Source organism: Streptomyces sp. NPDC043738, assembly GCF_056436545.1.
Map to the genome: position 1 here is coordinate 56,345 of NZ_JBWKCJ010000014.1, position 22,779 is coordinate 79,123.

The 22,779-nt window shown below is 68.3% G+C and carries 18 protein-coding genes and 1 pseudogene; 13 read left to right on the forward strand and 6 right to left on the reverse strand.

The window, feature by feature from the left end:
- The first annotated feature begins 108 nt into the window (after nucleotides 1-108).
- The 6 genes from AC0680_RS19600 to AC0680_RS19625 all read left to right on the forward strand — a co-directional run bounded on the left by AC0680_RS19600 (nucleotide 109) and on the right by AC0680_RS19625 (nucleotide 13,139).
- A complete protein-coding gene (locus tag AC0680_RS19600) occupies nucleotides 109-1,527 on the forward strand; it encodes a cytochrome P450 (protein WP_478630241.1) in 1,419 nt (472 codons plus the stop codon).
- A gap of 426 nt (nucleotides 1,528-1,953) precedes the next feature.
- Entirely contained in the window at nucleotides 1,954-9,498 is a 7,545-nt protein-coding gene (locus AC0680_RS19605; RefSeq protein WP_478630244.1) for an SDR family NAD(P)-dependent oxidoreductase, read from the forward strand.
- Nucleotides 9,499-9,692: 194 nt separating this feature from the next.
- Nucleotides 9,693-10,655: a hypothetical protein gene (locus AC0680_RS19610; protein WP_478630246.1), complete on the forward strand. Its 963-nt coding sequence runs from the start codon at nucleotides 9,693-9,695 to the stop codon at nucleotides 10,653-10,655.
- Nucleotides 10,656-11,208: 553 nt separating this feature from the next.
- Nucleotides 11,209-11,400: a hypothetical protein gene (locus AC0680_RS19615; protein ID WP_478630249.1), complete on the forward strand. Its 192-nt coding sequence runs from the start codon at nucleotides 11,209-11,211 to the stop codon at nucleotides 11,398-11,400.
- On the forward strand, nucleotides 11,397-12,842 hold the full coding sequence (locus AC0680_RS19620) for an MFS transporter (protein ID WP_478630251.1): 1,446 nt from the start codon (nucleotides 11,397-11,399) through the stop codon (nucleotides 12,840-12,842). The genes AC0680_RS19615 and AC0680_RS19620 overlap by 4 nt, the downstream gene beginning before the upstream one ends.
- A 141-nt stretch (nucleotides 12,843-12,983) precedes the next feature.
- A complete protein-coding gene (locus AC0680_RS19625) occupies nucleotides 12,984-13,139 on the forward strand; it encodes a hypothetical protein (RefSeq protein WP_478630253.1) in 156 nt (51 codons plus the stop codon).
- A gap of 143 nt (nucleotides 13,140-13,282) precedes the next feature.
- Here AC0680_RS19625 and AC0680_RS19630 read toward each other — a convergent pair whose 3' ends face one another.
- The 3 genes from AC0680_RS19630 to AC0680_RS19640 form a co-directional block, all read right to left on the reverse strand.
- Nucleotides 13,283-13,762: a nuclear transport factor 2 family protein gene (locus tag AC0680_RS19630; protein WP_478630256.1), complete on the reverse strand. Its 480-nt coding sequence runs from the start codon at nucleotides 13,760-13,762 to the stop codon at nucleotides 13,283-13,285.
- A gap of 313 nt (nucleotides 13,763-14,075) precedes the next feature.
- Nucleotides 14,076-14,795 carry a PaaI family thioesterase gene (locus tag AC0680_RS19635; protein ID WP_478630259.1) on the reverse strand — a complete coding sequence of 240 codons (720 nt, stop codon included), beginning with the start codon at nucleotides 14,793-14,795 and terminating at the stop codon, nucleotides 14,076-14,078.
- Between the two features lie 144 nt (nucleotides 14,796-14,939).
- Entirely contained in the window at nucleotides 14,940-15,347 is a 408-nt protein-coding gene (locus AC0680_RS19640) for a RidA family protein (protein ID WP_478630262.1), read from the reverse strand.
- A gap of 146 nt (nucleotides 15,348-15,493) precedes the next feature.
- Here AC0680_RS19640 and AC0680_RS19645 point away from each other — a divergent pair.
- A pseudogene (locus AC0680_RS19645) lies at nucleotides 15,494-15,859 on the forward strand (winged helix-turn-helix transcriptional regulator); the annotation flags it as partial.
- Nucleotides 15,860-16,055: 196 nt separating this feature from the next.
- Here AC0680_RS19645 and AC0680_RS19650 read toward each other — a convergent pair.
- Entirely contained in the window at nucleotides 16,056-16,448 is a 393-nt protein-coding gene (locus AC0680_RS19650; RefSeq protein ID WP_478630265.1) for a hypothetical protein, read from the reverse strand.
- Nucleotides 16,445-16,690, reverse strand: coding sequence for a hypothetical protein (locus AC0680_RS19655; RefSeq protein WP_478630268.1), 246 nt, complete (start codon nucleotides 16,688-16,690; stop codon nucleotides 16,445-16,447). Before AC0680_RS19655 ends, AC0680_RS19650 begins: the two co-directional genes overlap by 4 nt.
- 30 nt (nucleotides 16,691-16,720) lie before the next feature.
- Between AC0680_RS19655 and AC0680_RS19660 the strand changes: the two genes are divergently transcribed.
- From AC0680_RS19660 to AC0680_RS19675, 4 genes are all read left to right on the forward strand, one after another.
- On the forward strand, nucleotides 16,721-17,242 hold the full coding sequence (locus AC0680_RS19660; RefSeq protein WP_478630271.1) for a hypothetical protein: 522 nt from the start codon (nucleotides 16,721-16,723) through the stop codon (nucleotides 17,240-17,242).
- A 243-nt stretch (nucleotides 17,243-17,485) separates the two neighbouring features.
- Nucleotides 17,486-18,334 (forward strand): SDR family oxidoreductase, encoded by an 849-nt coding sequence (locus AC0680_RS19665; RefSeq protein WP_478630273.1) that lies wholly within the window; start codon nucleotides 17,486-17,488, stop codon nucleotides 18,332-18,334.
- A gap of 130 nt (nucleotides 18,335-18,464) precedes the next feature.
- Nucleotides 18,465-19,187 carry a hypothetical protein gene (locus AC0680_RS19670; protein ID WP_478630275.1) on the forward strand — a complete coding sequence of 241 codons (723 nt, stop codon included), beginning with the start codon at nucleotides 18,465-18,467 and terminating at the stop codon, nucleotides 19,185-19,187.
- Entirely contained in the window at nucleotides 19,174-19,779 is a 606-nt protein-coding gene (locus tag AC0680_RS19675; protein WP_478630278.1) for a Fic family protein, read from the forward strand. The genes AC0680_RS19670 and AC0680_RS19675 overlap by 14 nt, the downstream gene beginning before the upstream one ends.
- A gap of 30 nt (nucleotides 19,780-19,809) precedes the next feature.
- Here the strand turns inward: AC0680_RS19675 and AC0680_RS19680 are convergent, their stop codons facing one another.
- Nucleotides 19,810-20,181 carry a MerR family transcriptional regulator gene (locus AC0680_RS19680; protein ID WP_478630280.1) on the reverse strand — a complete coding sequence of 124 codons (372 nt, stop codon included), beginning with the start codon at nucleotides 20,179-20,181 and terminating at the stop codon, nucleotides 19,810-19,812.
- A 48-nt stretch (nucleotides 20,182-20,229) separates the two neighbouring features.
- Here AC0680_RS19680 and AC0680_RS19685 point away from each other — a divergent pair, with 48 nt between their 5' ends.
- Both AC0680_RS19685 and AC0680_RS19690 read left to right on the forward strand, forming a co-directional pair.
- The gene (locus AC0680_RS19685) at nucleotides 20,230-21,129 is read left to right on the forward strand and encodes an NmrA family NAD(P)-binding protein (protein ID WP_478630282.1); all 900 of its coding nucleotides are present in this window, start codon (nucleotides 20,230-20,232) and stop codon (nucleotides 21,127-21,129) included.
- An 84-nt stretch (nucleotides 21,130-21,213) separates the two neighbouring features.
- On the forward strand, nucleotides 21,214-22,068 hold the full coding sequence (locus AC0680_RS19690; RefSeq protein WP_478630284.1) for a DUF4132 domain-containing protein: 855 nt from the start codon (nucleotides 21,214-21,216) through the stop codon (nucleotides 22,066-22,068).
- Nucleotides 22,069-22,779 lie beyond the last annotated feature (711 nt).

A 22,779-nucleotide genomic window follows, 5' to 3' on the forward strand; every position in this document is an offset into this window, starting at 1 on the left:
CTGACTGCCGCGAAAGGCGCTCATTTACGTCGCAACACTCAATCACTCATTATCGGCCCTCTTTTCAGATGGGCCTGAATGTGACTTGACGCACCTGGGGGGAATCGCATGCGCAACGTGCTTGCACGCAAGAGGACCACCGCAGATCCCAGCGAGACCGTTCCTGTAGCACCTGGAGGCCTCCCGGTCGTGGGTCATGCGGTGAAGGCACTCCGTGACCCAAGGGGATTCCTGCGTTCGCTGCCCGCGGACGGCGACATGATGCGCGTCAACGTCGGCCCGCTCAAGGCGGTGATGGTCTGTGACCCGGAGCTGATCTCACAGATATATCTCAACGATCGCACCTACGACAAGGGCGGCCTGCTGTTCGACAAGGCCAGGGAGGTATTCGGCGACGGTCTGGTGACCTGCCCGCATGCCATGCACCGACGGGAGCGCCGGCTGGTTCAGCCCGCGTTCCACCGCAGTCGGCTTCCCGGCTACGCCCGGGCCATGACCGAGGGGACAATCCTGCGGACCAGCCCGTGGCGTGATGGCCAGGTCCTGGATATGCCGGCGGAAATGCTCAGCCTGACGATGCACAACATGTTGCAGGCGATGCTCGGCGGGATGGTCTCCCCAGAGGACCTGCGTCAGACGGTCAGCGACGCCATCGAGGTGCTACACGCGACGTACCGGCAGACATTCAGCCCAGCGTTGCTGAACCGGATTCCGACCCCCGGCAACCGGCGCTATCAGCGGGCTGTGGCCGGACTCCATAACACCGTGACCGACATTATCGCCAAGGCCCAGGTGGACCCGGAGGACCGCGGGGATCTGCTCTCGGCACTCCTGACAGCCCGCGATCCGGGCAACCCCGATGACCCGGCCGACGGCAGCCACAGCGAGCGGCTGAGCAGCGCCGAACTCCGCAACGAGGTCCTGACCTTCCTGGTGGCAGGTTCGGAGACAACGGCGATTGCCTTGTCATGGGCGCTGTACCTCATCGCCTGCAATCCGGATATCGAGGAGCGGCTGTGGGCCGAGACCGATCGCGTCCTGGACGGCAGGCCGGTTTCCCTCGACCACGTGCCCGACCTGAAAATTGCTAACCAGATCATCACCGAGACGCTGCGGCTGTACCCGCCGGCCGGGATGCTTTGGACCAGGCTCGTCACGGCAAACACCCGCCTGGGCGGCTACGACATCCCGGCCGGGACGACCATCGCGTACAGCTCTTATGCTGTGCACCGCCAAGCGCGCTACTACACGGACCCCGACGTCTTCAATCCTGACCGCTGGGACGCCGAAATGCTGCGTTCCGTGCCGCGCAATAAGACCTATCTCCCCTTTGGCGGCGGTGCACGCAAATGCATCGGCGACCAGTTCGCCATCACCGAGGCTGTGCTGGCGCTTACGGAAATCGCCTCCCGCTGGCGCGTGGAAACCATTCCCGGACAGAAGCCTCCGGCTATCACTCCCTCAATGGGGCCACGTCATCTCAAGATGCGCCTGAGTGCCAGGACCGCATCAGAGCGCAAATCATAACGCGAGCGCACGGATCCATTCGAGATGGTGCGGCAGGTTCTGCCGCCCAGGGCGATCGGCGAGCCGATCTCGCAGGTCGCCCGTGCCCTGGAGTGGGGAAGCCTCCAGGGTTTCCGTGGAATTCCGACCCATTTCCGGCAACGCGGCGGTGTTCCTTTTACGTGACGCGCCAGAAGGCCCGCTAGGACATTGCGTGGTGGATCGGGCTCCGCTGAAGCCGGATCGTCCTTACTCTTTATCGGTTACTGGTCCCCGAATGGGGGCCAGTATGAGTATCTGAGAATTACAGGCAGCCGCGTAAATCACTACAGGCTCCGCTGTCCGGAAACGCGAGCGGTCACGCATATGAAAAACGCGGGCGGTCACGCGTGTGGAAAAAATATGTGAAAGGCAGGCGCAGTGATGGTGAATCAGGAGCGAGGCGACATGAGTGGTGCGAAGACCTCCGAGGGGTCGGGGGAGCCTGTTGCGGTAATTGGGGTGGGGCTCCGTCTCCCGGGGGGAATCACCACCCTGGACGGGTTGTGGGAGGCCTTGGCCGGCGACCAGGACCTTGTGACGTCGGTACCCGGCGACCGGTTCAGTACCGATGATTTTGTTGTAAGTGATGGTGGGGTAAGACCAGGGAAGGCGTATACCGGCGCGGCCGGGATCTTCGGGGACGTGTGGGGGTTCGACCCGGAGTATTTCGGTATTTCGCCGAAGGAGGCCGGCCAGATCGATCCGCAGCAACGGTTGCTGCTGGAGTGCGCGGTGGAGGCCTTCGATGACGGGGGCGTGGATCCGCGGCTGCTGGCGGGTTCGGACGTTGCGGTCGTGATGGGGCTGACCGTTCAGGACTACTGGGGTCTGCTGACCCGGCGTCCCGGGGTGATGAATTCGTTCGCCCCCACCGGTACGGGGGCGTTCAGTGCGGCGAACCGCATGTCGTACCTATTTGATTTCCATGGGCCGTCCCACACGGTGGACACGGCGTGTTCGTCGTCCTTGACGGCACTGCATCTGGCGGCCGAGACGGTCCGTTCGGGCCGTTGCGAGGCTGCGTTGGCCGGCGGGGTGAATCTGGTGCTCGGCCCGGGCGGGCACGTCATCTCCAGCCAGGCGTCGATGCTCTCCCCGACGGGGCGTTGCCACTCGTTTTCGCAGGACGCCGACGGCTTCGTCCGGTCGGAGGGCGCCGGCGTGGTGCTCCTGAAGACGCTGAGCCGCGCGCTGGCTGATGGTGACCGGGTGCACGCGGTGATCAGGTCCTCGGTGGTCAATTCCGACGGGCGGACTCTGGGAATGTCCATGCCGGGTGCGGATGCGCAGGCGGCGATGCTGGAGCGTGCGTACGCCGAGGCTGGTGTGCGCGCTGACCAGGTGTCATACGTGGAGGCTCACGGGACGGGGACGGCGGCGGGCGACCCGACGGAGTGCGAGGCTTTGGGCCGGGTTCTGGGGCGGCGGCGCGGGGGGAAGCCGTTGCCGATCGGGTCGGTGAAGTCGAATCTGGGTCACCTGGAAGCGGCGGCCGGCATGGCGGGACTGTTCAAGGCCATGCTGGTCCTGCGCGAGCAGCGGGTGCCCGCTACCTTGCATGCGGAACCGTTGAACCAGGCGATCGATTTCGACGGGCTGGGGCTGGACCCGGTGACGGCGATGAAGCCGCTGGACGACGGGGCCGGCGCGCGGCGTATCGCCGGGGTCAACTCGTTCGGTATCGGCGGCTCGAACGCGCACGTGGTGCTGGAGTTGCCGGACGCGCCGCCGGCCCCGGGCGCCATCGAGGACGGGGCTGCGGGAACTGAGGGCAGGCAGCCGGGTGTCGCTGTGCCGGTGGTGGTCACCGGCCGGACGGAGTCGGCGTTGCGGGAGTCGGCGCTGGCGATGGCCTCCTACCTGGAAGGCCTCGACGATTCCGCCCTGGTGGACGTCGGGTTCACCACGGCGCGGCGTCGCGAGCGCCGTGAGTTGAGCACGGCCGTGCTGGCCTCCAGCGGCGCGGCGGCCGCGCAAGCACTGCGGGAGACGGCGGAAAAGGGCGCGTCGGATGAGGCGGCATCGGCCGCCAGCATGGCCCGGGGACGTGTCGGGTTCGTTTTCAGCGGTAACGGCACCCAGTGGCCGAGGATGGGTGCGGAGTTGCTGGGGCAGGACGCTGCCTTCACCGCCGAGGTCCGGGCTGTCAGCCGCGAACTGGAACCGCTGCTGGGCTGGTCGGTCGAGGCGGAAATGGCGACGCCGGACACCGGGCGGTGGGCGCTGACAGAGGTGGCGCAGCCGATGCTGTTCGCCCTGCAGGCCGGATTGGTCATGTCGCTGCGCGAGCGGGGGGTGCGACCCCACGGGATCGTCGGCCATAGCGTCGGTGAGGTCGCGGCCGCCTACTGCGCCGGGATTTTGGATCGTCCCCAGGCATGTCGCGTGATCGCGCACCGTAGCCTCGCGCAGGCGTCCACCTTCGGGAGCGGGCGGATGGCGGCGTTGGCGCTGTCGCCTGCGCAGGCTCAGCAGTTGCTCGATGAGATGGGGGCGAGCGACCGTGTGGTGATCGCGGCGGTGAACTCCGCCAATGACGTCACCCTGGCCGGGGACAGCCAGACACTGGAGGCTGTTGAGGAGCGCTGTGTCAGCGACAGTGTGTCCTTCCGGTTCCTGCGCTTGGACTACCCCTTCCACAGCCCGGCCATGGATGCTGTCCGCGGCCCGCTGCTGGACGGCCTCGGAGAGCTTGAGGTTGGTCAGGGCGGGATCCCGATGGTCTCCACCGTCACCGGCCGCGCGCTCGCAGATCACGAGATGGACGCCGACTACTGGTGGCGCAACGTGCGTGAACCGGTCCAGTTCGCCGAGGCGGTCGCGGCGCTCATCGGTGAGGAGCACGGCTGTGACGTCCTGGTCGAAGTCGGCCCTCACCCGGCGCTCAGCGGCTACCTGCGCCGCATCGCCGTCGATGAGGGAGCGTCGGTGGAGGTGGCGTCGACGCTGACCCGGATCAACGCGGGCCCTCAGGCGCTGAGCGGCACCGTGCTGCACGCGGTCGCGGCCGGGGCGCAGCTGGACTGGGATCGGTTCTTCCCCCAGGGCGGTCGCGTCGTGGATGTCCCGGCCTACTCGTGGCAGCGCCAGCGCTATCAGTTGGGAGACCCCTCGTGGTGGTCCGACCACGAGATGGCGCCGGCGACGCAACCGGCTCCGTCGAATCCGCTGCTGGGCCGGCGCCTGCTCGCGGGCGACCCGACGTGGGGGCGGGAGCAGGGCGCGGCCTGGATCGCTGATCACAAGATCGGCGACGCTGTCGTCATGCCTGGCACGGGCTTTCTCGACATGGCGCTGTCGGCGGCCCGCGAGGTGTCCGGCGGACCCGTGGAACTGCTCGACGTATCCCTGGCCAGGTCGCTGGTCCTGCCCAGCGATCCCGGATCGGCTCCGGTACGCACCACCACCACCGTCCGTCCCGATGGGACCTTCGTCGTCGCCGGACACACTGGTGCGGACATCGAGGCCGTCCAGCACGTGACCGGGCGGTGGCGCGGCCTGGCCGATGTCAGGCCTGCCCCGGTCGACGTGGCTGCTCTCGCCGGCCGCATCAGCGAACCCGTGGACACGTCCGACCACTACCGGGCCTGCGCCGCGGTATCGCTCAACTACGGGCCGGCATTCCGTACGCTGGCAACGCTGACCGTTGAGGACAGCGAAGGGCTGGCGAGGCTTCACACGGATCAGTTCGCCGGCGCTGAGCATCAGGCCCGTGTCGTGCTCCTCGACGGCTGCCTCCAGGCGATGCTGCCGCTGTCCGCTCATGTCGTCTCCGGCTCCGCGCAACGTTACGTTCCGCACCTCCCGGTGTCGGTGGGAAGCGTCCGCGTCTGGGGTCCCCTGCCCGCCACCGTCATGGCGTACATGCGGCTGACGTCCGTTACCGAGACCGGCCTCATGGCTGACATCACCGTCTGTGACACCGACGGAACGGTTCTGCTCGACCTGGGCGACGTATACGCGCGGCGCATCGAGAACAGCGGTTCTCCTGCGCCCGAGCTCTACAACGAGGTGCTCAGGGCACGCCCGCGGATGACCGCGCTGCCCGGCACCCCCTGTCCGCTCCCTCCGCCCTCACGCGTCATCGATGAGTGCGGCCCGGTCGTCACCCGGCTCGACGACGCCTTCCGGGACCGTGGCTACGACGGCCACATGGAAAGGGCTCGGGAGCTGAGCGCGCACTACATGGCGGCTGCGGTGAGCAGCATCCTGGAGTCCGCGGTGGCACGAGGTGCGATCAAGGTCGGTGGACAGGCCTTCAGCCTCGACGACCTGAGGAGTGCCGGCGTCAGGGAGAGCCTGTGCCCGTTGGTGGAGATGATGTTGGCGATCGCCGTCCGGCACGGGCTGCTGACCGCTCGTGCCGACGGGGGCTGGTCCCAGAGCGGAACACCGGCGCCTGAGGAGCTTTTGCAGGCCAGGCTGAACGAATTCCCGGAGCTCATCGTGATGTGGCAGGCCGCTGCGTGGGTCGGGCGCAGCCTGCCCAGCGTCCTCACTGGTGAGATGGAGGGGCTGGAGGTGCTGTTCGGCGAATCCGGTCCCATCGCGGCGCAGGTGTACAACCACGATCCAGGGCTCACGTACCTGTCCGACACCGCCGTGGCATACATCCGCGCCGCCCTCGCCGACTGGCCGGCCGACCGGCCATTGCGGATTCTGGAGATCGGCGCCGGCACCGGGGGCTTCACCGCTCGCATCCTGCCCCAACTGCCGCCCGAGCGTACGCACTACGTGTACACCGACGTCTCCTCGGCGTTCTTCCCCAAGGCCGAGGCCCGGTTCGCCGCCTTCAACTTCCTCGAGTACCACGCCCTCGACCTGAGCGCTGATCCCATCGAGCAAGGGTTCGTAGCGGGATCCTTCGATCTCGTCGTCGCGAGCAATGCCCTGCACACGACGACCGACATCACTCAGGGGCTGCGCAACGCCGCCACGCTCCTGGACGACAACGGTCAGCTCGTCGCCCTTGAACTGCACACCAATTCCTACGTCGCGACATTGTTCGGCATACTGGACTCCTTCTGGGATTCCACCGACACCGATCTGCGGCCGACCGGCGCGGCGCTGACCCGCGACCAGTGGACGTCGGTGCTGGCGCAAGCAGGGTTTTCCACCAGCGCATTCATGAGCGCACAGCCGGAACACGAGGGCATTCCCGCCTCGGTGATCGCGGCGGTCCGCGCCACGGGCGCTGAACCTGACAGCACGCCGCGGGACCAGGACGCAGACGGCGCAACCGCCCCGTGCCTGCTGATCACTGAGAGCGGGGACGGCTCCGCCGACGGCCTGGGCGACTTCGTGGCAGCCGCCCTGACCGCCACGGGAGCACGCGAGGTGGTGCTCTCGGAGCTCCAGCCGCAGACGGACTGGGCGGCTCTGCTGCCGGCCGCGGGCCCGGTCGACATCGTCTTGATCGCCGACGACACCGAGCAGACGACAGTCGAGCAGACGACGGCGCGTGCTGCCCAAGCCTGCGCGCAGCTGAGTGCCCTGGCAGCCGCCTGTGCGCAAGCCGGCGGAGATCTTCAGCCCACCCTGTGGCTGGTCGCGGGCACGACTGCCGACAGCCTGGACGCCCCGATGACACACACCGGCGCGGCCCTATGGGGTGCCACCCGCACTCTGGCCAACGAACAGGCGCTGCTGACCGTCCGCAGGATCCGGGTCGTCAGCGGGACCGCGGAGTCGGCACAGCAGGCGGCCGGCCACGTCGCGTACGAGATCACCCACCCCGATGCCGAAGACGAATGCGTGATCACTCCTCGTGGGCGCTTCGCCGTGCGGGTGCAGGCGCTGCCGGAAACCCGGCAGACACGCGCCCACGGCGCCACTGAGCAGTTCGCGCTCGCCGTCCACGGCGAAGCAGGCACCCCCCACAGGCTTGTCTGGCAGGACAGCAGCGTCCCCGCCCCAGGGCCGGGTGAGATCACCGTCCGCGTGCAGGCCGCGGCCCTCAACGGCCGTGACGCTCTCTTCGCCACAGGGCGCCTGCTCCCGCCCCGTGGCGCACGTCCGGGCGACGTCCACCTCGGCTGCGAAGGCGCGGGGATCGTGACCGCCGTCGGAGACGACGTCACCGACATCCTCCCGGGAGACCGGGTTGCCGGGATCACGCACGGCGGATGGCTGGCCTCGCACATCAACCTGCGCGCCGACCGGGTGGTGAAGCTCCCCGAGCAGGTCACCTTCGCCGCAGCGGCAAGCCTTCTCATAGCTCAGCTGACCACGCACCACGTCCTGGGACACCTGGCCGGTTTGGGCCCTGGCGACAGCGTTCTCATCCTGGGTGGATCTGACGGGACAGGGCTGGCGGCCATAGATTTCGCCCGGCGCGCCGGGAGCCGCGTCATCGTCGGCGCCCCCACGCCGGCTCTGCGGGCCCTGCTGCATCTTCCGGGGATCGACCATGTGGTGGACTCGGGCGCTCCCGGCTTCGCCGAGGAGGTCCGGCACGTTGCCCAAGGCGGCGTCGATGTCGTACTCAATCTCAGCTCCATCACTGCGGACCTGCGCCAGCGTGCGCTGGACCTCCTGGCGCCAGGGGGGCATTTCTTCGACGTCGGACCGCTCGTCGCGGCATCACCGACGCTGCACATGCCGCCCCTGGACCGCGACGCCACCGTTCACGCCATCGATGTCGTCGGTTGGTTCGAGGAACCCTCACTCACGGTCGATCGCTGCCTGCACGACCTGCAGAAGGTGATCGACAGCGGCGAATACCGCCCGGTGCCCCACATGGTCTACGCGGCCGACAAGATCTACGAAGCCATGGACGGCGTCCTGGCCGGTCAGGAGGCCGGGAAGACCGTCATCGTCCTCGACGACGGGGTCCCTCTGGATCGCGCCCCCGAGGCGCCAGTGCTGGATCCCACGGCAACCTATCTGGTCGTCGGAGGCCTTGACGGCTTCGGAGCCGAGACCGCCCGGCACCTGGTCCGCCGGGGAGCGCGTCACCTCACGCTCGTCAGCCGACGTGGCACCGCACGCAACCCCAACGCCGCCGCCCTGGTCAGCAGCTTGAACGACCAGGGAGTCCAGGTGGACGCGCGCGCTGTCGACATCTCCGACCCGAAAACCGTCGACCAGCTCTTCCGTGACCTCGACGCAAGTGGACGCCGGCTCGCCGGGGTGATCCACGCTGCCATGGTCCTCGACGACGACGAGGTCACCGACCTGTCCGTCGAGCGTTACCTCACCGTCCTGAACCCCAAACTCACCGGAGCGCTTCTCCTCGACTCCCACACCCGCCAACGCGACGTCGACTTCTTCGCCATGTACTCATCGTTCGCCGCGTTGCTGGGCAACAGGAGGCAAGCCTCGTACGCCGCCGCCAGCCTCACCCTGGAAAACATCGCACGTCAGCGCAAGCGCGACGGCCTGCCCGCCTCCGTCCTGCAGCTGGGCGCCATCTCCGACGCCGGTTACGTGCTCCGCACCGGAATCACGTCGGTGATGAGCGATTACGGCATCCTTCCCATGACCTCGTCCCAAGCACTGGACCGCCTCGACACGCTGCTTCTCCACCCGGACACCACGGTCACCGCGGTCGTCGCCGAATCCCAGGGTCGTGAGCAGGCGCTCATGGCCTTCCTCCCCACTGTGACCGCACCCCGCACGGCCACGCTGGTCCACACGCCGGATGCCGGCGCTGACGACAGCCTCTTGCCGCGCCTGCGGGCCGCTGCCACCGCAGAGGAAGCCCGCCCGATACTGCTCGAGGCCCTCACCGCCTGGCTGGCCTCGGGTCTCCACACCACACCCGATCGCGTCGACGTCAGCCGCCGCATCGATCAACTCGGCGCCGACTCCCTCACCGCCACCGAACTCATCGGCCACATTCGCCGCCACACCGGTTGTGCGATCCCCGCGCCCGAAGTCATGACCGCACCTCTCACCAGCATCGCCGCCACCGTCCTCCACCAACTACGGCCCGAGAGCCAGTCCTGACAAACCCCGCATCAGGGTGCGTTAGCAATGGCCGCGACCCAGCAAGTCGTCAAAGCCAGTAGCTGAACCGCATGCCAGTTATCAGAAAACGGATTCGGCAGTGAGGCTGCCGAATCCGTTTTCTGAATAACCTGGTGGAAGCAGCCCCTACCCCTATTGGCTACGAACGGGCAGATATCCCCGGGAGAGAACAGATGCCGCTCACAACAGCCCTCGCTTTTCCGCCGTTCAGCAATCCTTACCCTCCGGGGATCCTGCGCACGCTGGCTCACACGAACGCGAGCGTGGCCACTGCCCTTGAGATAACGGACCAGAAACTCGCGGAACTCGGCCAGCCATCCGTAACAGGGCGACTCACCGGCGAAGATTCTGGACCAGCCCCCAACCTGGAATCGGAATACGTCTATAACCTGGTTGCGGCGACGCTCGTCCCGTACTCCGTATATGCGTCACTGGATCTGAAAGTTCAGCCATCTATCCTTCTTGGGCATGGCGCAGGCTTCAACGTCGGCAGTGCGATCACGGACCTCATGTCCGTGGAAGAAACAATCGACGTTCTCATCACGGGCTTCCTCGAAGCCAACAGGCTTTCACTGCGGGGTGGAATGCTCGCCCTTGCCGTAAACCAGCAGACCGCTCGGGCGATGTGTCGGCAGATCTCGGAAGACGGCCTCCACGTCGGCATGATCAATACCCCGAATCAAACGGTTGTGTGCGGCCGATTCGACGACCTGGACCTTCTGGAGAGTCACGCAGAAAGCAAAGGAATCTCCTGTAGGCGTCTCGCTGCCCTCCTCCCCATCCACACCCCTCTGTTCAGGCCGGCAGCCCTCCAGGCGATCCTTCGGCAAGAAGAACGAACCGTGGAGCCCGTACTGCCCCCGCTGTACTTCACTACCGAATGCCGACCCATCGTCGAATCGGACACGGTCAGAAACGCGTCGCTCGCCATCTGGACCAAACCCGCGAACCTGATCGAATCCATCACGGACCTTCAAGAGAACTTCGGTATCAACCACTTCATCGAAGTCAACACCACCCCGACACTCACGCCAATGATCATCCAAAACGCGCTCCCGGGCACACGAGTCGACGGCCCGCCACCCGGAATAACGGATGCCGCAGACGTACTCCCATTCCTCAACGGCGCTTACTGACCTCGATCTCGCATGACGGCTCGCCAGTCTCTCTGGCGAGCCGTTTCTGTGTTCGTGCGGAGTGTTTTCCGGGTGGTGGGCATGGCGGTGGCCCGGCCGTCGCGCCGGGTGCGCGCCGGGTTCCACGGCTCCGGTGGTAGGTGCGTGCCGAGTACGAGAGACGTGACAACGGACGGCGCCCTCACCGCAGTTGCCGGCTCGGTCCGCCCCGGCCCGACCACTCGGTCGCGGACCTTTCTCCCAGAGCCGACGCCGTACATGTGACGTGCCTCACCACCGCAACGGCTACGCGGCAACGAGCTGCTGTATCTCCATAGTTGATAGCCTGCGGCTATCGAGACCAGTCCGATCCGAGATTGGATGGCGGCTTGCTCCGGGACATAGAGTCCTGTACATGACCACCCAATCCGCATTAACGGCTCTGCCGTGTCCGGCTCCCCGGCAGATGACGGTACCCTCACGGCCCCGCGTGAGCCCTCAGCCGCTCCGCCTCGGCTTCGCCGCCTGCGGCGACCCTGAGGTCCGCGACTGTGTAGGGACCAGCTTCGGCCGCATGCGGCAGACGGTTGCCGAGACCGCCGGGCTCGATCCCGTGACGATCAAGGCGTTCCCGGCCTTCGGGATGCCGCTCAACAACGGCGCCGCGCTCCAGGTCACTGAGCTGGACGAGCCGTGGGCGGAAGGGGTCCGGACTCGCATCCGTCCCGGCCTGTTCGACCACATCACGACGGGGACCAGCCGATGAGCACTACCCGGGAGCACTCCGAGGCGCGGCTGCTGGTCCCCTCCCTGATATTCATCGCCCTGGTCGTGGCGGCAGTCGCCAGCCTCGGGGCGCCGCTCATCACCAGCGTGGCGACCACGTTCCACGTCTCTCTCGACAGCGCGCAGTGGACGCTGACCATCGCGCTGCTGAGCGGCGCGGTCGCCACGCCTGTCCTCGGCAGGCTCGGAGCCGGCCCACACCGACGGGCCACGATTCTCGCCACGCTGGCGGTCGTCGTCCTTGGCAGTGCGCTCACCGTGCTGCCGCTGCCGTTCGCGTGGCTGCTCGTCGGCAGGGCCGCACAGGGCATCGGGCTCGGTCTGACGGCGCTGATGATGGGCGTGGCCCGCGACCACCTCCCCGAGGAGCGCAGCGCGCCCACCATCGCCCTGGTCTCGGTGGTCTCCATCATGGGGGTCGGTGTCGGCTACCCCCTCGCCGGCCTGCTCACCGAGTTCGGCGGGGTGCGCGCCGCCTATGGCCTCGGTCTGTTCGTCACCACTGTTGCCTTGCTGGCCGCCTGGCGCTCCATTCCCGTAGCTCCCGAAGGCCGCTCCGCCCACGTGGACATAGCGGGCGCGCTCCTCTTGTCGGGTGGACTGTTCCTCGTCCTGTTCCTTGCCGGCCAGAAGAGCCTGTGGAGCCATCACCTCACCGTGGCGGTGGTCCTCGCCATCGTCGCCGTGCTCTTGCTCTGCGTCTGGACCGTCTCCGGGCTGCGCGGTAAGAAGCCCCTGGTCGATCTCCGGGCGTTGCGGCACCCGGCGGTTGCCGGAGCGAATCTCGCCATGTTCGTCGGTGCGATCGGCATGTACATCCTGCTCACGCTCATCACCCGGTACGCGCAGACGCCGCACAGCGCCGGCTACGGCTTCGGGCTCACCACCTTCGTCGCCGGGCTGGTCCTCATCCCGTTCTCCGTGCTGGGGTTCGTTGCCGGCAAGCTCACGCCTCCGATGCTCAAACGGATCGCCGGCCCCTTGCTCTTGGCCGGCAGCGCTGTCGTTATCGCTGGCGGGTTCGTTCTCTTTGCCGCGGCCCGGTCGAACCTGGCCGAGCTGTTCATAGCAATGAGTGTGCTGGGCTTCGGTGTGGGCAGCTTCTCGGCCGCTATGCCCGGCGTCATCCTGGCCGTCACCCCCAAAAGCGAGACGTCCAGTGCCATGAGCTTCAACTACGTCGTGCGCAGCGTCGGGTACTCGCTCGGCAGTGCCATCGGTGGCCTCGTCCTCGCCGCCGGCACCGACACCGGCCGCATCTTCCCGAACGACAGCGCCTACACCACGGCAGCGTTGGTCGGCATCGCCGCGATGGCGATCACGACGTTGGCCAGCCTTGCCCTGGCCCGCCAACGCTCGCCCGAGGCCGAACCGACCGCCCCACCAGCCGGCGCGCCGAGCCCGAGCCGGTCGAGCCAGTGACCCGCTCGCCGGAAGGCGCCAGCACGCGTAAGACCGAAAGGAACTACTACTCACGTTGAAAAGGAACTACTACTACTACTACTACTACTCAGGTTGAACTCGCCTTTGGGCTGTCGGTCAAGACCGTGAAGCCATGGGTCGATGGCTTCTGTCGAGAGGCGAGGAACGCCGCTTCGACTCGGCCAGAGCGGCGTCGACCATCCCGGACGCCACGATCTTCGTCAACTCGCCCAGATGACCCGGGGCGAAGACACCGTCGACCACCGCGATCTCGCGGCTGATGACGTACTGACCTGATAGCGGAGCCTCCGGTGCCGTGAACGGCTGGTCTTGGCGGACCAGCCAGTTCTACCGGGGCTCCGCTTTCTGCATCCGGCGTCCTTCCAGGTCACAGCCCACCTCCGACCACAGCCAAACCGCCAACTTCACGGCCTTGCCCTTTAGGCCGCGGGAGCCGGGGCGAAGTCGTCCGGCAGCTGCGGAGGAGGGCCCTGGGTCCACACCACGCGCAGTGCCGAGGCGGAGATCCGCCAGCCGTCGGCGGTCCTGACCAGTTCGGTGTCGGTATGGCCGGCGGAGATGAAGACGCTCCCCGAACCGTCTGCCAGTACGTGGGTGCTCAACTGGGCGCCACGGGCAGTGGCCCGGTCGCCGTCGATCTCGATGATGGCATTGGTGCCCAGATGCACGGTTCGGTCGAACAGCGCCATTCCTCGCCGGATATGGGCCAGCAGGGCATCGCGGCCGTGGACGGTGCCTATGGGCATCTCCGCGGTGACGTCTTCGGTGTGGAACGCGCGAACCCACTCCTCGTCGAAGACCCCGTCGTCCAGGGAACGCAGGTAGCGGCCCATCAGGTCGGTGATTTCGGCGCGGTCGGTCAGGGTCTGCAACTGTCGCTGCATTTCTTCGGTGTTCATGAGAGAAGACTGCTACCTCAAGCGGACTTGAGGTCAAGGCCCTGTGCGACACGCCCTTGGAGCCGATCCGGGCAGCGGCAGAAACGGTCGCCTGAACGTCTGAACGCCTGAACGCCTGAACGCCTGAGGGCCTGTGAGCCTGGTCTGTGATCCATGCCCAGGATGGGCCGCCGGGCCCTGGGGTCCTGCGCGGGTGCGGTGGCCCCGGGTGCTGCCGTGTAGCTGGCGAGGGCCCAGCTCTCCAGGCTCTCGCCATAGGCGTCGCGGTCGCTTGGCCGTCGTCGGCCGAGACGACGTAGCAGCCCACGCCCCGCTAGGGCGCCGTCCTGGGGTCAATCCACAGCGCCTCCGAGACGGCGCACAGTTCGCCCTCCGCTGTAGCGAGCGCCACCCCCATCATGTGCTTGCGGCCGGACTCCGACAGCAGCCACGCGTAGGCGATGTACGGCTCACCTACGGTGACCGGCCGCAGAATCGTGCCCGTGAGGGCTGCGGTGACAGCGCCCGGCCGCTGGGTGCCGAGAAGGCGGCCCGCCCAGTTTCCCGGGCAGTCCAGGGCACCCCAGACCAGTCGGGGCGGGAGGAGTCCGTCCGGGTCCGCGAAGGCGGGGGAGGGAACCCAGGCGGTGGCCACAAGGTCGCGCCCCGGCACCGGCGTGCAGTGCATACGCAGCCCGCGGTCAGCGCTACGCAGTCCGCAGCCGAAGCAGTCGACCACACCCGACGGCGGTGCCGCCCGGAATGCCTCGGCCGCGGCAACCGCTTCGTCCCAGGAGGGCGCGGCCGGTGCGTCAAGCCGCAGCTCGGCGGGGCGCGCAGCGGCAAGGGGCTGCTCGGCCCCGCCCAGCTCCACGCCCCCTCCTGTCGTTTCGGCGATCCGCACGGGCGCGTCGGTCGGCACCGGCCCGCGGAAGTCCACCCGTACCGTCTTCGCCGCGGACCGCTCCGCCAGCACACCGGCGACATAGCCGCCGAAGGCAACCCCGGGATAGCCGACGTACAGTCCCGGCACCACGATTGCGTCAGTCCTCATCATGATCCCCATCCCACCATCTCCCGGGGCGGATGCTCCGCCGGCTTCATCTCGCGAGCGCACCCGCACCCTCGACGACCGTCCCCGGCGGACGCGAACGACGATGTGCGTGACCGACTGACCCGGTGCGCCCCCGCCTCGCTGTCAGTCGATGACCGCGGTGGCTTCGACCTCGACGAGGTGGTCGGGTACGTCCAGTGCCGCGACTCCCAGCAGTGTGCCGGGCGGGACCGGAGTGACTCCCAGCTTCGCGGCAGCCCGAGCGATGCCCTCCAGGAGGAGGGGCATCTTGTCGGGGGTCCAGTCGACGACGTAGACGGTCAGTTTCGCCACGTCGTCGAAGGAGCCGCCGGCCTCGGCCAGGGCGGTGGCGATGTTGAGGTAGCACTGCTCGACCTGAGCCGCGAGGTCGCCTTCGCCGACGGTCACCCCGTCGGCGTCCCAGGCGACCTGTCCGGCGACGAAGACCAGCTTCGACCCAGACGCGATCGAGACCTGCCGGTAGGCATCGATCTTGGGCAATCCGGCCGGGTCGACCAGGGTGATGGCCATGCTGTCCGCCTCCTTGTCCCGAGGGGCCGTGGGAACGCTTCCGCTGTCCGCCCCAAGTCCCCCTCGGTCTCTTGTGGTTACTCGGGAACCGTAGGAGAGTTGCCGTCTACCTGGAAGAACGCACTTTTCGGTGACTGGGGAACCTGATGGTGACCAAGCAGTACAGCGGCTCGCCCGAGGACGCGGACGTGACGCGCGCGGACTCTCTGGCGCGGGAGATCTTCTCGGACGTCGCCAACAAGTGGGCGCTCCTGATCATCGAGGGGATCGGTGAACGAACCCTGCGCTTCAGCGAGTTGCGGAAGGGGATCGGAGGCATCAGCCACAAGATGCTCACCCAGAACCTGCGCATGTTGGAGCGCAACGGCCTGGTCGAACGGTGCGTGTACCCCACCGTGCCACCGCGGGTCGAGTACACCCTCACCGAGCCGGGCCAAGCCCTACGCACGACCATCGACGGCATGTGCGACTGGACCCATCAGTACCTCGGTCACATCGAGGCGGCTCGCCGCGTGACGGGTGGTATGCGCACGCGAAGCTCGGGCCCACCGGCGGCACGCCACGGCGAGCGTACGTCTTCCACGGTCCTGTGACCGTTGCTGCTCTAGGTTTCTGGCTTCTGGTTTAGGGCTTCACTCGTGTATGCCCGGGAGCGCGCGAAATTCCCGGGAGTGCGCTCAAGGCGAGGTGACCGGCGCGTGGTGGCGTTCACGTGACTTTCCAGGTGATCGCCTCGCGGAATTGCGGGTTGACGGGGTCGATCACCTCGCCGTTGCCGGAGGCGCCCCTGCCGGGGAGCTTGCCCGGGGCCCCAATGAAGCCCAGCAGACCGACGACCACCTTGCCGGTCGCACCGTCGCTGAGGAAGGCGGCTTCCTGTCCCGGCCTGCCGTCCCAGTGGAAGTTGCCCCCGGTGGACGGGACGAATACGGACGCCCCGCGCCATGTGCCGTCCAGCTGGTTGGCGCCGCCGGGAACGGTGCCGATGGTCATGTTGACGAACTGGACTCTGCTGGGGTCGGCCTTGACCGTGAGTTTCACATCCGCGTTGAAGTCGAAGGCGTCCGTCGCCGTCTCGGCGGCTTCGGTTTCCTCACTCATGCCACCACGTCCTCTTCTCCCGTCGCCCTCCGGTATATGGCGGGCGCCGCCTCCATCATGCGGCAGGGCACACGCTCCGACGTATCCTCCGGAAGAGTGTCGTTCGCGGGCTGATCAGGCTGCTGACAGGCGGGAATGCTCAGGTTGCCGGCGGGTGCGAAGTGATGGCTGTGCCACACCACGTCGACGGGCTCGGGAATGGCGCCGAACACGGCCCGATCCACGAGGCCTGAGCCGCTCATGACCCACTTCACGGAATCCCCGGTGGCCCGGTGAGCGGCTGGTGGACCTACCTGGAGGGTCAGACCCGCCGGGAGGTCGACACGAACGTGCTGTGCGATCGCCGGCTCATGGCGGTCAAGGCCGTGTGGGAGGCGCTGCGTCCACTGGGGCTGGGTCTGCGCGAGGCGGAGCAGGTGGTCCACGCGCGCTACGAGGTCCTGGGCGAGCGCGTACGGCACACCCAGCCCGATCCGCTCGACGTCTCCTCACTCGCAGCTCGTGCTGCCGCCCACCCGGGTCGGGTGGCGGCGGTCGAGGCGCTCTGGGACGGCGACACCGTCCACGACTGGTTCGTGCTCCTGGTCGCGGTGCTGGACGACCCGTCCGGGGAACGCCACCTGGCGACCGTCCACCAGCGCCTTGACGGTCCCCGGCCGGGCACCGCTGCCGCCAAGGCAGGGCGGGCCTTGGCCCACCACCTCGGGGTGCCGTTCCACTTCGCCTCCCCGGATGTTCCCGACGACGAGGCCCCACGCTGGCGGACGGTCCAGCGTCTTTCGGGAGGCTCGTGAACGGGACGACATGCGGATCCCGGGCAGGACCCGGATCGAGGTGGGCTGCCTGGTGCGTCCCGTTCTCGGGACCTGGCCCATTTTCTATGGCGATGCGTCAGCGACCGTTGGGGCAGACAGTCCGTTTGCCGTGGGGAACATCCGGTGGGGCAGAGCCTGAACCGGGGGAGTGGCTGCCACGTCTGCACCCGGTCGCCTTGAAGGACCTCGGAGCCGGCCTGGGACGATCTACCGTGTCGTAGCGTGACGGATTTGATCATCGGTGGTAGCGGGTTCTTGGGCTCTGAGTTGGTCCGGCAGGCGACAGCGGCGGGGCACACGACGGCGGCGACCTACGCGACCAGGCCCGGCGACGCTCGAGACGTTGCGTGGTACGCCCTCGACCTGCGGAGGCCCGAGCGCATCGACGCGGTCATGGCCGAGGTCCGCCCGCATCTCGTCGTCAACGCGTCGAGCGGCAAGGCGGACTGGACGGTCACGGCCGAGGGGCCGGTCCGTCTGGCGATGGCCTCGGCGAAGTACGGCAGCCGCCTGGTGCATGTGTCCAGCGACGCGGTGTTCTCCGGTGCCCGCGTCCACTACGACGAGTCCTGCCTCCCTGATCCCGTCACCCCGTACGGGGCGGCGAAGGCCGCAGCGGAAACCGGGGTCCTCCTCGTGCATCCGGAGGCCGTCGTCGCCCGTACGTCGTTGATCATCGGTGGCGGGCGGTCCGTTCACGAGCGTGCCGTGCACGAACTCGCCGCCGGTGCGGGCGAGGGTGCCACCGGTGCGTGCGTGGGGGCCCTGTTCACGGACGACATCCGTTGCCCGGTCCACGTGGCCGATCTGGCCGCAGCCCTCCTGGAGCTCGCGTCGTATGACACGAGCGGTATCCACCATCTCGCGGGAGCCGACGCGGTGAGCCGTCACGCACTCGGCGTCCTCATCGCCAGGCGTGACGGGCTCGACGCTGCCCGCTTGCCCACGGGGCTGCGGGCCGACAGCGGGCTTCCCGGCGCGCTCGACGTCCGCCTCGACAGCCGCGCAACCCAGCGCAAGCTGCGCACCACGCTGCGCGGCGCCCACCGGTTCGTCACCGCGGCGGCTTGAACGCCTCGCGGAAAACCATTCGTCACCCCGGGTTCTGCGGGCCGAGACTGATGGCCCCATTGGAGCGGACAGAAGAGCGGGTCTGGCGCTGACGTACAACCGAGACACCTTGCCCTTCCCGGAGAACCGCGTGCCCTCCCCCTCCTACAGGGCCATGCTGAACTGGGACGATCTCGACCCGGAACGGCATCCCTTCGCATGGGACGAGGACGAAGAAGCCCGCCTGTGCGCGTTGGTCCGCGAATGGGTTCCGCCCGTGCTCTCCGGTATGGCGGGCTGGTGGGAGGGCGAACGCTGGTGCGAACGCCAGGTGGACGCGATCATCCGGGAGCGCTACGGGAACTGGGCTCAGGGATGGAACTGGTGCTACCGGTACGGCGGGGTCATCGGCAGCTGGGTCACGGGAGCAACCTCGGTGACGACCCCTGAGGAGACCGCTGCTCGTGTGGTCGCCGCGCTCCTGGAGTGGCGGGAGTGGTTGGAGAGGATGGCTCAGCGATTTGCGGAACTGGCGCCGCCGCCAGAAGCCTCCCCCGAGGACCGCAGCTGGCACCTGGAGCGGGCCACCGTCCGGCTCGTGACACACGCACTGGACTCGGGCGCGGAGGGCGGCTGGCAGGGGCAGGCCGCACTGGTCCTGGGCTGGTTCCTCACCACCACCGGTATGAACCGGGCCGACGCCGAACAGGCGGTGGAGGCCGCGATAGGCGGCCGGTTCGAGAGTTGGGTCACTCCGGGGCAGTCACTGATCGAATCGGTCGGTGAGGACCTCGCCGTCGCCCTCACTGGTCATGTCCCCTACCAGGACCACCGCGAGCGCGCCGCCCTGGAGGAGTTCCATGACCGCTACTGACAGCCTCACGACCTGGCTGCGCGTGCGGCGCGAGACCGATTGGCACCGAGCACCCGGCTTGCGGCCGGGGCCGCCCGCGAACGACGGGTTCCGGGCCTGGTGCGAAGGGCCGGTCCGCCGGCGCGACCCCGTCCGCGCCGAGCGGCTGCTCTCCGCCCACACTCTGGCCCGCGCCGACGCCGCCCGCCGCGCCCCGCTGGACTTCGCCCTGCTGGCCGGTTGGCAGCGCGAGGTCCTCGGCGGGGCGGAGGCGTCGTTCCGTACGGGGGACGCCTATGCGAAGGCCGGCCGCGAGCGCTACGGCCTGACGTCGCGCACCCAGGCCGAGTTCGCCGACTGCCTGCGCGAGGCGACCGACCCGGGGGTCCCGCTGGCGGCCCGCGCGGCCCGTGTGTACCTCGACGTGGCGTTCTTCCACCCTTTCACCGACGGCAACGCCCGTGCGGCCCTGCTGACCTTGGTCCACGTCCTGGCCCGCGAGGACATCGTCCTTCCGGAGGTCGGCCCCCTCCAGACCACCCGCTACGCGGACGACCCGGCGGGCGCCGCCGACCTGGCAGCTCTCATCGGCGTACTGAACCGTCGCCGCTGATACTGACTGACGTCTTCGGGTGAGGGCGCCTCAAGCCTCACGGACGAACGTCGCGCAGTCCGGACAGTCGTCGAGAAATCGATGACGACACTCAACGGTGTGTTGCAGGAAGGTGATGGCCTGCCGTCTGCGGGCGACCTCGCTTTCGAGTGCGGCGATCTTCGTCCTCACCACCTCCTGCGCTGCCGACTTCTTCGGCGCCATGGCGGCGGTGACCTCGGGCAACGAAAGGCCGACGCGTCGCAGTTTCTGCACGGTGCGTGCCTGTTCCAGGGCGCTGTCGTCGTAGATGCGGTAGCCGTTGCCATCGCGTCGCACGGTGAGTGCCCCGACCTGTTCCCAGTGCCGCAGGACGTGGGGCTCGATTCCGAGCTCCGCGGCTACTTCTCCGATCGTCTTCACCACACGCTCCTTGCCTTCATGTCGACCTGAACCCCTAGCGTCTCGATCATGCCTGATACCACTCGCATGCCTGATACCACTCGCCCCGCGGGCGCCCGTCACCGTTCATCGATCCTGGTCACCGGCGCGGCCGGCAACCTCGGCCGGGAGGTCGTCGACCGCCTCCAGGCGCACGGCGCACGGGTGCGAAGTCTCGTGCGCCGTCAGACGGGTCCGCGCCCCGGAGCCGAGTCGGTGGTCGGCGACCTCACCGACCCCACGGTCGTCCGCGCGGCGCTCGTGGGCATCGACTCCGTCTTTCTGATCTGGCCGCTGCTCGATTCCGCCCCGGCCCACGACCTCGTCGCGGAACTCACCGCAGCGGCACCCCGTGTCGTCTACCTGTCCTCGACGGCCATCGACGACGAAGCCGTTCGGCAGAGTGATCCCATCGTTCAGGTGCACGCGGACATGGAAGCCCTGCTCCACGATGCCGGTCTGCGACCCCAGGTGCTGCGCAGCGACACCTTGGCCTCCAACGTCCGCGGCTGGGCGCCGCAATTGCGGGCGGGCGACGTGGTGTCAGGCCCAGACGTCGCACGCACAGCCGTCGTCGACGAGCGCGATGTGGCTGATGCGGCCGCGGCCGTGTTGCTCGCACGCTACGACCAACTGGATCACCGGCCATATGTGTTGACGGGGCCTGAGGTGCTCGGTCGTGCCGACCAGGTCGCTCTCCTCGGTGCCGCACTCCGGCGCCGTCTGCGCTTCCAAGAGCTCCCCGCTGACCTCGCGCGCTCCCGAATGCTCGCGGACGGTCGCCCCGAACGACTGGTGGAAGCGCTGATCGCGGCCTCGGTGTATCGACCGGAGTCACACCGCACCACCGATCATGTTGAGCGCCTCACTGGTCGACCGGCCGGCACCTTCGCGCAGTGGGCCATCGACCACGCGGCCGAGTTCTGCTGACGGAAGATCGTTGCCGTCTATAGGGAATTGACCCGGCGTCAGGCGCCGCGGTCGTTGTCAGTGGGTCCTGTCATAGTCGACGGCATGACGACTCCGCTTGTGTGGGTGTCCGCCTCGCGCGGTCATGAACTGGCGCTGGACGGAACGACCCTGAGGTGCCGCAGGACCGATGGACGGGACCTGAGATCCCTTCCGAAGGGCGTTCTGGCCCACCCGGTCGGTGAGCGGTTCGCTGCCCTGAGGGACCGGCTGGTGCGGCATGAGAAGGAGTGCCGGGACACGGTGGAGTCGTGGCTGCTGAGCGGGGTGCCGGTGCCGGGCGGGCTGCTTGCCCGGATATGGCCTGACCCGGGCTGGCGGGCCTGTCTGGAGCATCTGGTGGTGTACGCCGACGGGCGCACAGGACTACTGGTGGACGTGGCCGAGGACGGGCGGGTGTTCCTACGAGAGGAGGATAGCGCCCCGTACGAGCCGCCGGCCGGGACGCTCGTCACGCTGCTGCATCCCGTCCTGCTCGGCGAACTGGGGCCGTGGCGCAGACTCCTGGAGGCGCACGGGGTCGCACAGGAGTGGGCGCAGCTGGACCGACCCGTGTACCGGCGGCCGGAGGGGACGGATCCGCAGGCGACCGGAATCGAGGCATACAAGGGTGAGCCCTTCACGGCGCAGTGGCGCGCCAGGGTGAACGCCCTCGAGAACGGCTTCGTCGTGCGGGGCGGCTTCGCCGTGGCCGAGATCGCCGAGCGGTTCGTACGGATGGAGGCGCGCTGCTGGGTGGGGGAGGCCGGTCCCGGGGCGACCGAGGAGGCCGGACGGCTCCTATGGGTCGGTGAGGACCAACGCCCGGTGGCCGTGGGCACGTTGGGACCGGTCGCCTGGTCCGAGGGGTTGCGGATGGCGGAACTGATCTACGGGGGAGCGAAGAACGATGACGTGTGAGGAACACCTGACCAGCAGCGGGGGCGGCGCGGCGCCCATGGCCGATCCGGCCCGGACGCTGGACGCGGCCCTGGCGGCGGGGCTGGCGCCCGTAGGGGCGCCGGGCGGAGAGCCGATCACCGCCCGGCGCTACGCCCATCCCCATCTCGGCACGCGGCCCGTGGTCCGACTGACCGGGCATGCGGTGGCGCCGGTCGAGGACCGGCTGCTGGCCGACCTCGGGTTCTCCGCCCCGGAGGCGGGGGAACCGGTGGTCTCGGGGAAGCGCCCGGAGCCGCACTACCCGGCGTGGGCGCTGGTGCACGATCTCGCGAACGCCCAGGTCGCGCTGGCCGCGGGGGTGGAGATGGCACGTGCCGGGCGGCTGGCCGCCCCCAGGCCGGGGCCCGCGTTGGAGAGGTTCCAGGAGATCGCCGCGACGCTGCCCGATGACCACCTTCCCGTGTACTGGGAAGAGATCGCCCGGATCTTCCTCGCCGCCGGGCGGGACAAACAGGCCGCGATGATGTTCGGCCGGGCGCGGACGGCGGACCGGCACGCCTCGGGGGCCGTCGCCGACCCGGCCCGGCGGCGCGCGGTGTTCTTGGAGTTCGCGCTGGCCGGGGCGCTGTCGGCCAAGGACATCAAGGCGTATGTCGCCGAGCTGAGTCGGCGCCCCGACCCTGTCGAGGCGTACCGCGAGCTGTGGGAGCTGGCCGTACGGCGGACGAC

Excerpts from the sequence above, each read along its gene's own strand:
- AC0680_RS19600 (WP_478630241.1), top strand. The coding sequence starts at position 109 with ATGCGCAACGTGCTTGCACGCAAGAGGACCACCGCAGATCCCAGCGAG.
- AC0680_RS19605 (WP_478630244.1), top strand. The coding sequence starts at position 1,954 with ATGAGTGGTGCGAAGACCTCCGAGGGGTCGGGGGAGCCTGTTGCGGTA.
- AC0680_RS19610 (WP_478630246.1), top strand. The coding sequence starts at position 9,693 with ATGCCGCTCACAACAGCCCTCGCTTTTCCGCCGTTCAGCAATCCTTAC.
- AC0680_RS19615 (WP_478630249.1), top strand. The coding sequence starts at position 11,209 with ATGCGGCAGACGGTTGCCGAGACCGCCGGGCTCGATCCCGTGACGATC.
- AC0680_RS19620 (WP_478630251.1), top strand. The coding sequence starts at position 11,397 with ATGAGCACTACCCGGGAGCACTCCGAGGCGCGGCTGCTGGTCCCCTCC.
- AC0680_RS19625 (WP_478630253.1), top strand. The coding sequence starts at position 12,984 with ATGGCTTCTGTCGAGAGGCGAGGAACGCCGCTTCGACTCGGCCAGAGC.
- AC0680_RS19630 (WP_478630256.1), bottom strand. The coding sequence starts at position 13,762 with ATGAACACCGAAGAAATGCAGCGACAGTTGCAGACCCTGACCGACCGC.
- AC0680_RS19635 (WP_478630259.1), bottom strand. The coding sequence starts at position 14,795 with ATGAGGACTGACGCAATCGTGGTGCCGGGACTGTACGTCGGCTATCCC.
- AC0680_RS19640 (WP_478630262.1), bottom strand. The coding sequence starts at position 15,347 with ATGGCCATCACCCTGGTCGACCCGGCCGGATTGCCCAAGATCGATGCC.
- AC0680_RS19650 (WP_478630265.1), bottom strand. The coding sequence starts at position 16,448 with ATGAGTGAGGAAACCGAAGCCGCCGAGACGGCGACGGACGCCTTCGAC.
- AC0680_RS19655 (WP_478630268.1), bottom strand. The coding sequence starts at position 16,690 with ATGAGCGGCTCAGGCCTCGTGGATCGGGCCGTGTTCGGCGCCATTCCC.
- AC0680_RS19675 (WP_478630278.1), top strand. The coding sequence starts at position 19,174 with ATGACCGCTACTGACAGCCTCACGACCTGGCTGCGCGTGCGGCGCGAG.
- AC0680_RS19685 (WP_478630282.1), top strand. The coding sequence starts at position 20,230 with ATGCCTGATACCACTCGCATGCCTGATACCACTCGCCCCGCGGGCGCC.
- AC0680_RS19690 (WP_478630284.1), top strand. The coding sequence starts at position 21,214 with ATGACGACTCCGCTTGTGTGGGTGTCCGCCTCGCGCGGTCATGAACTG.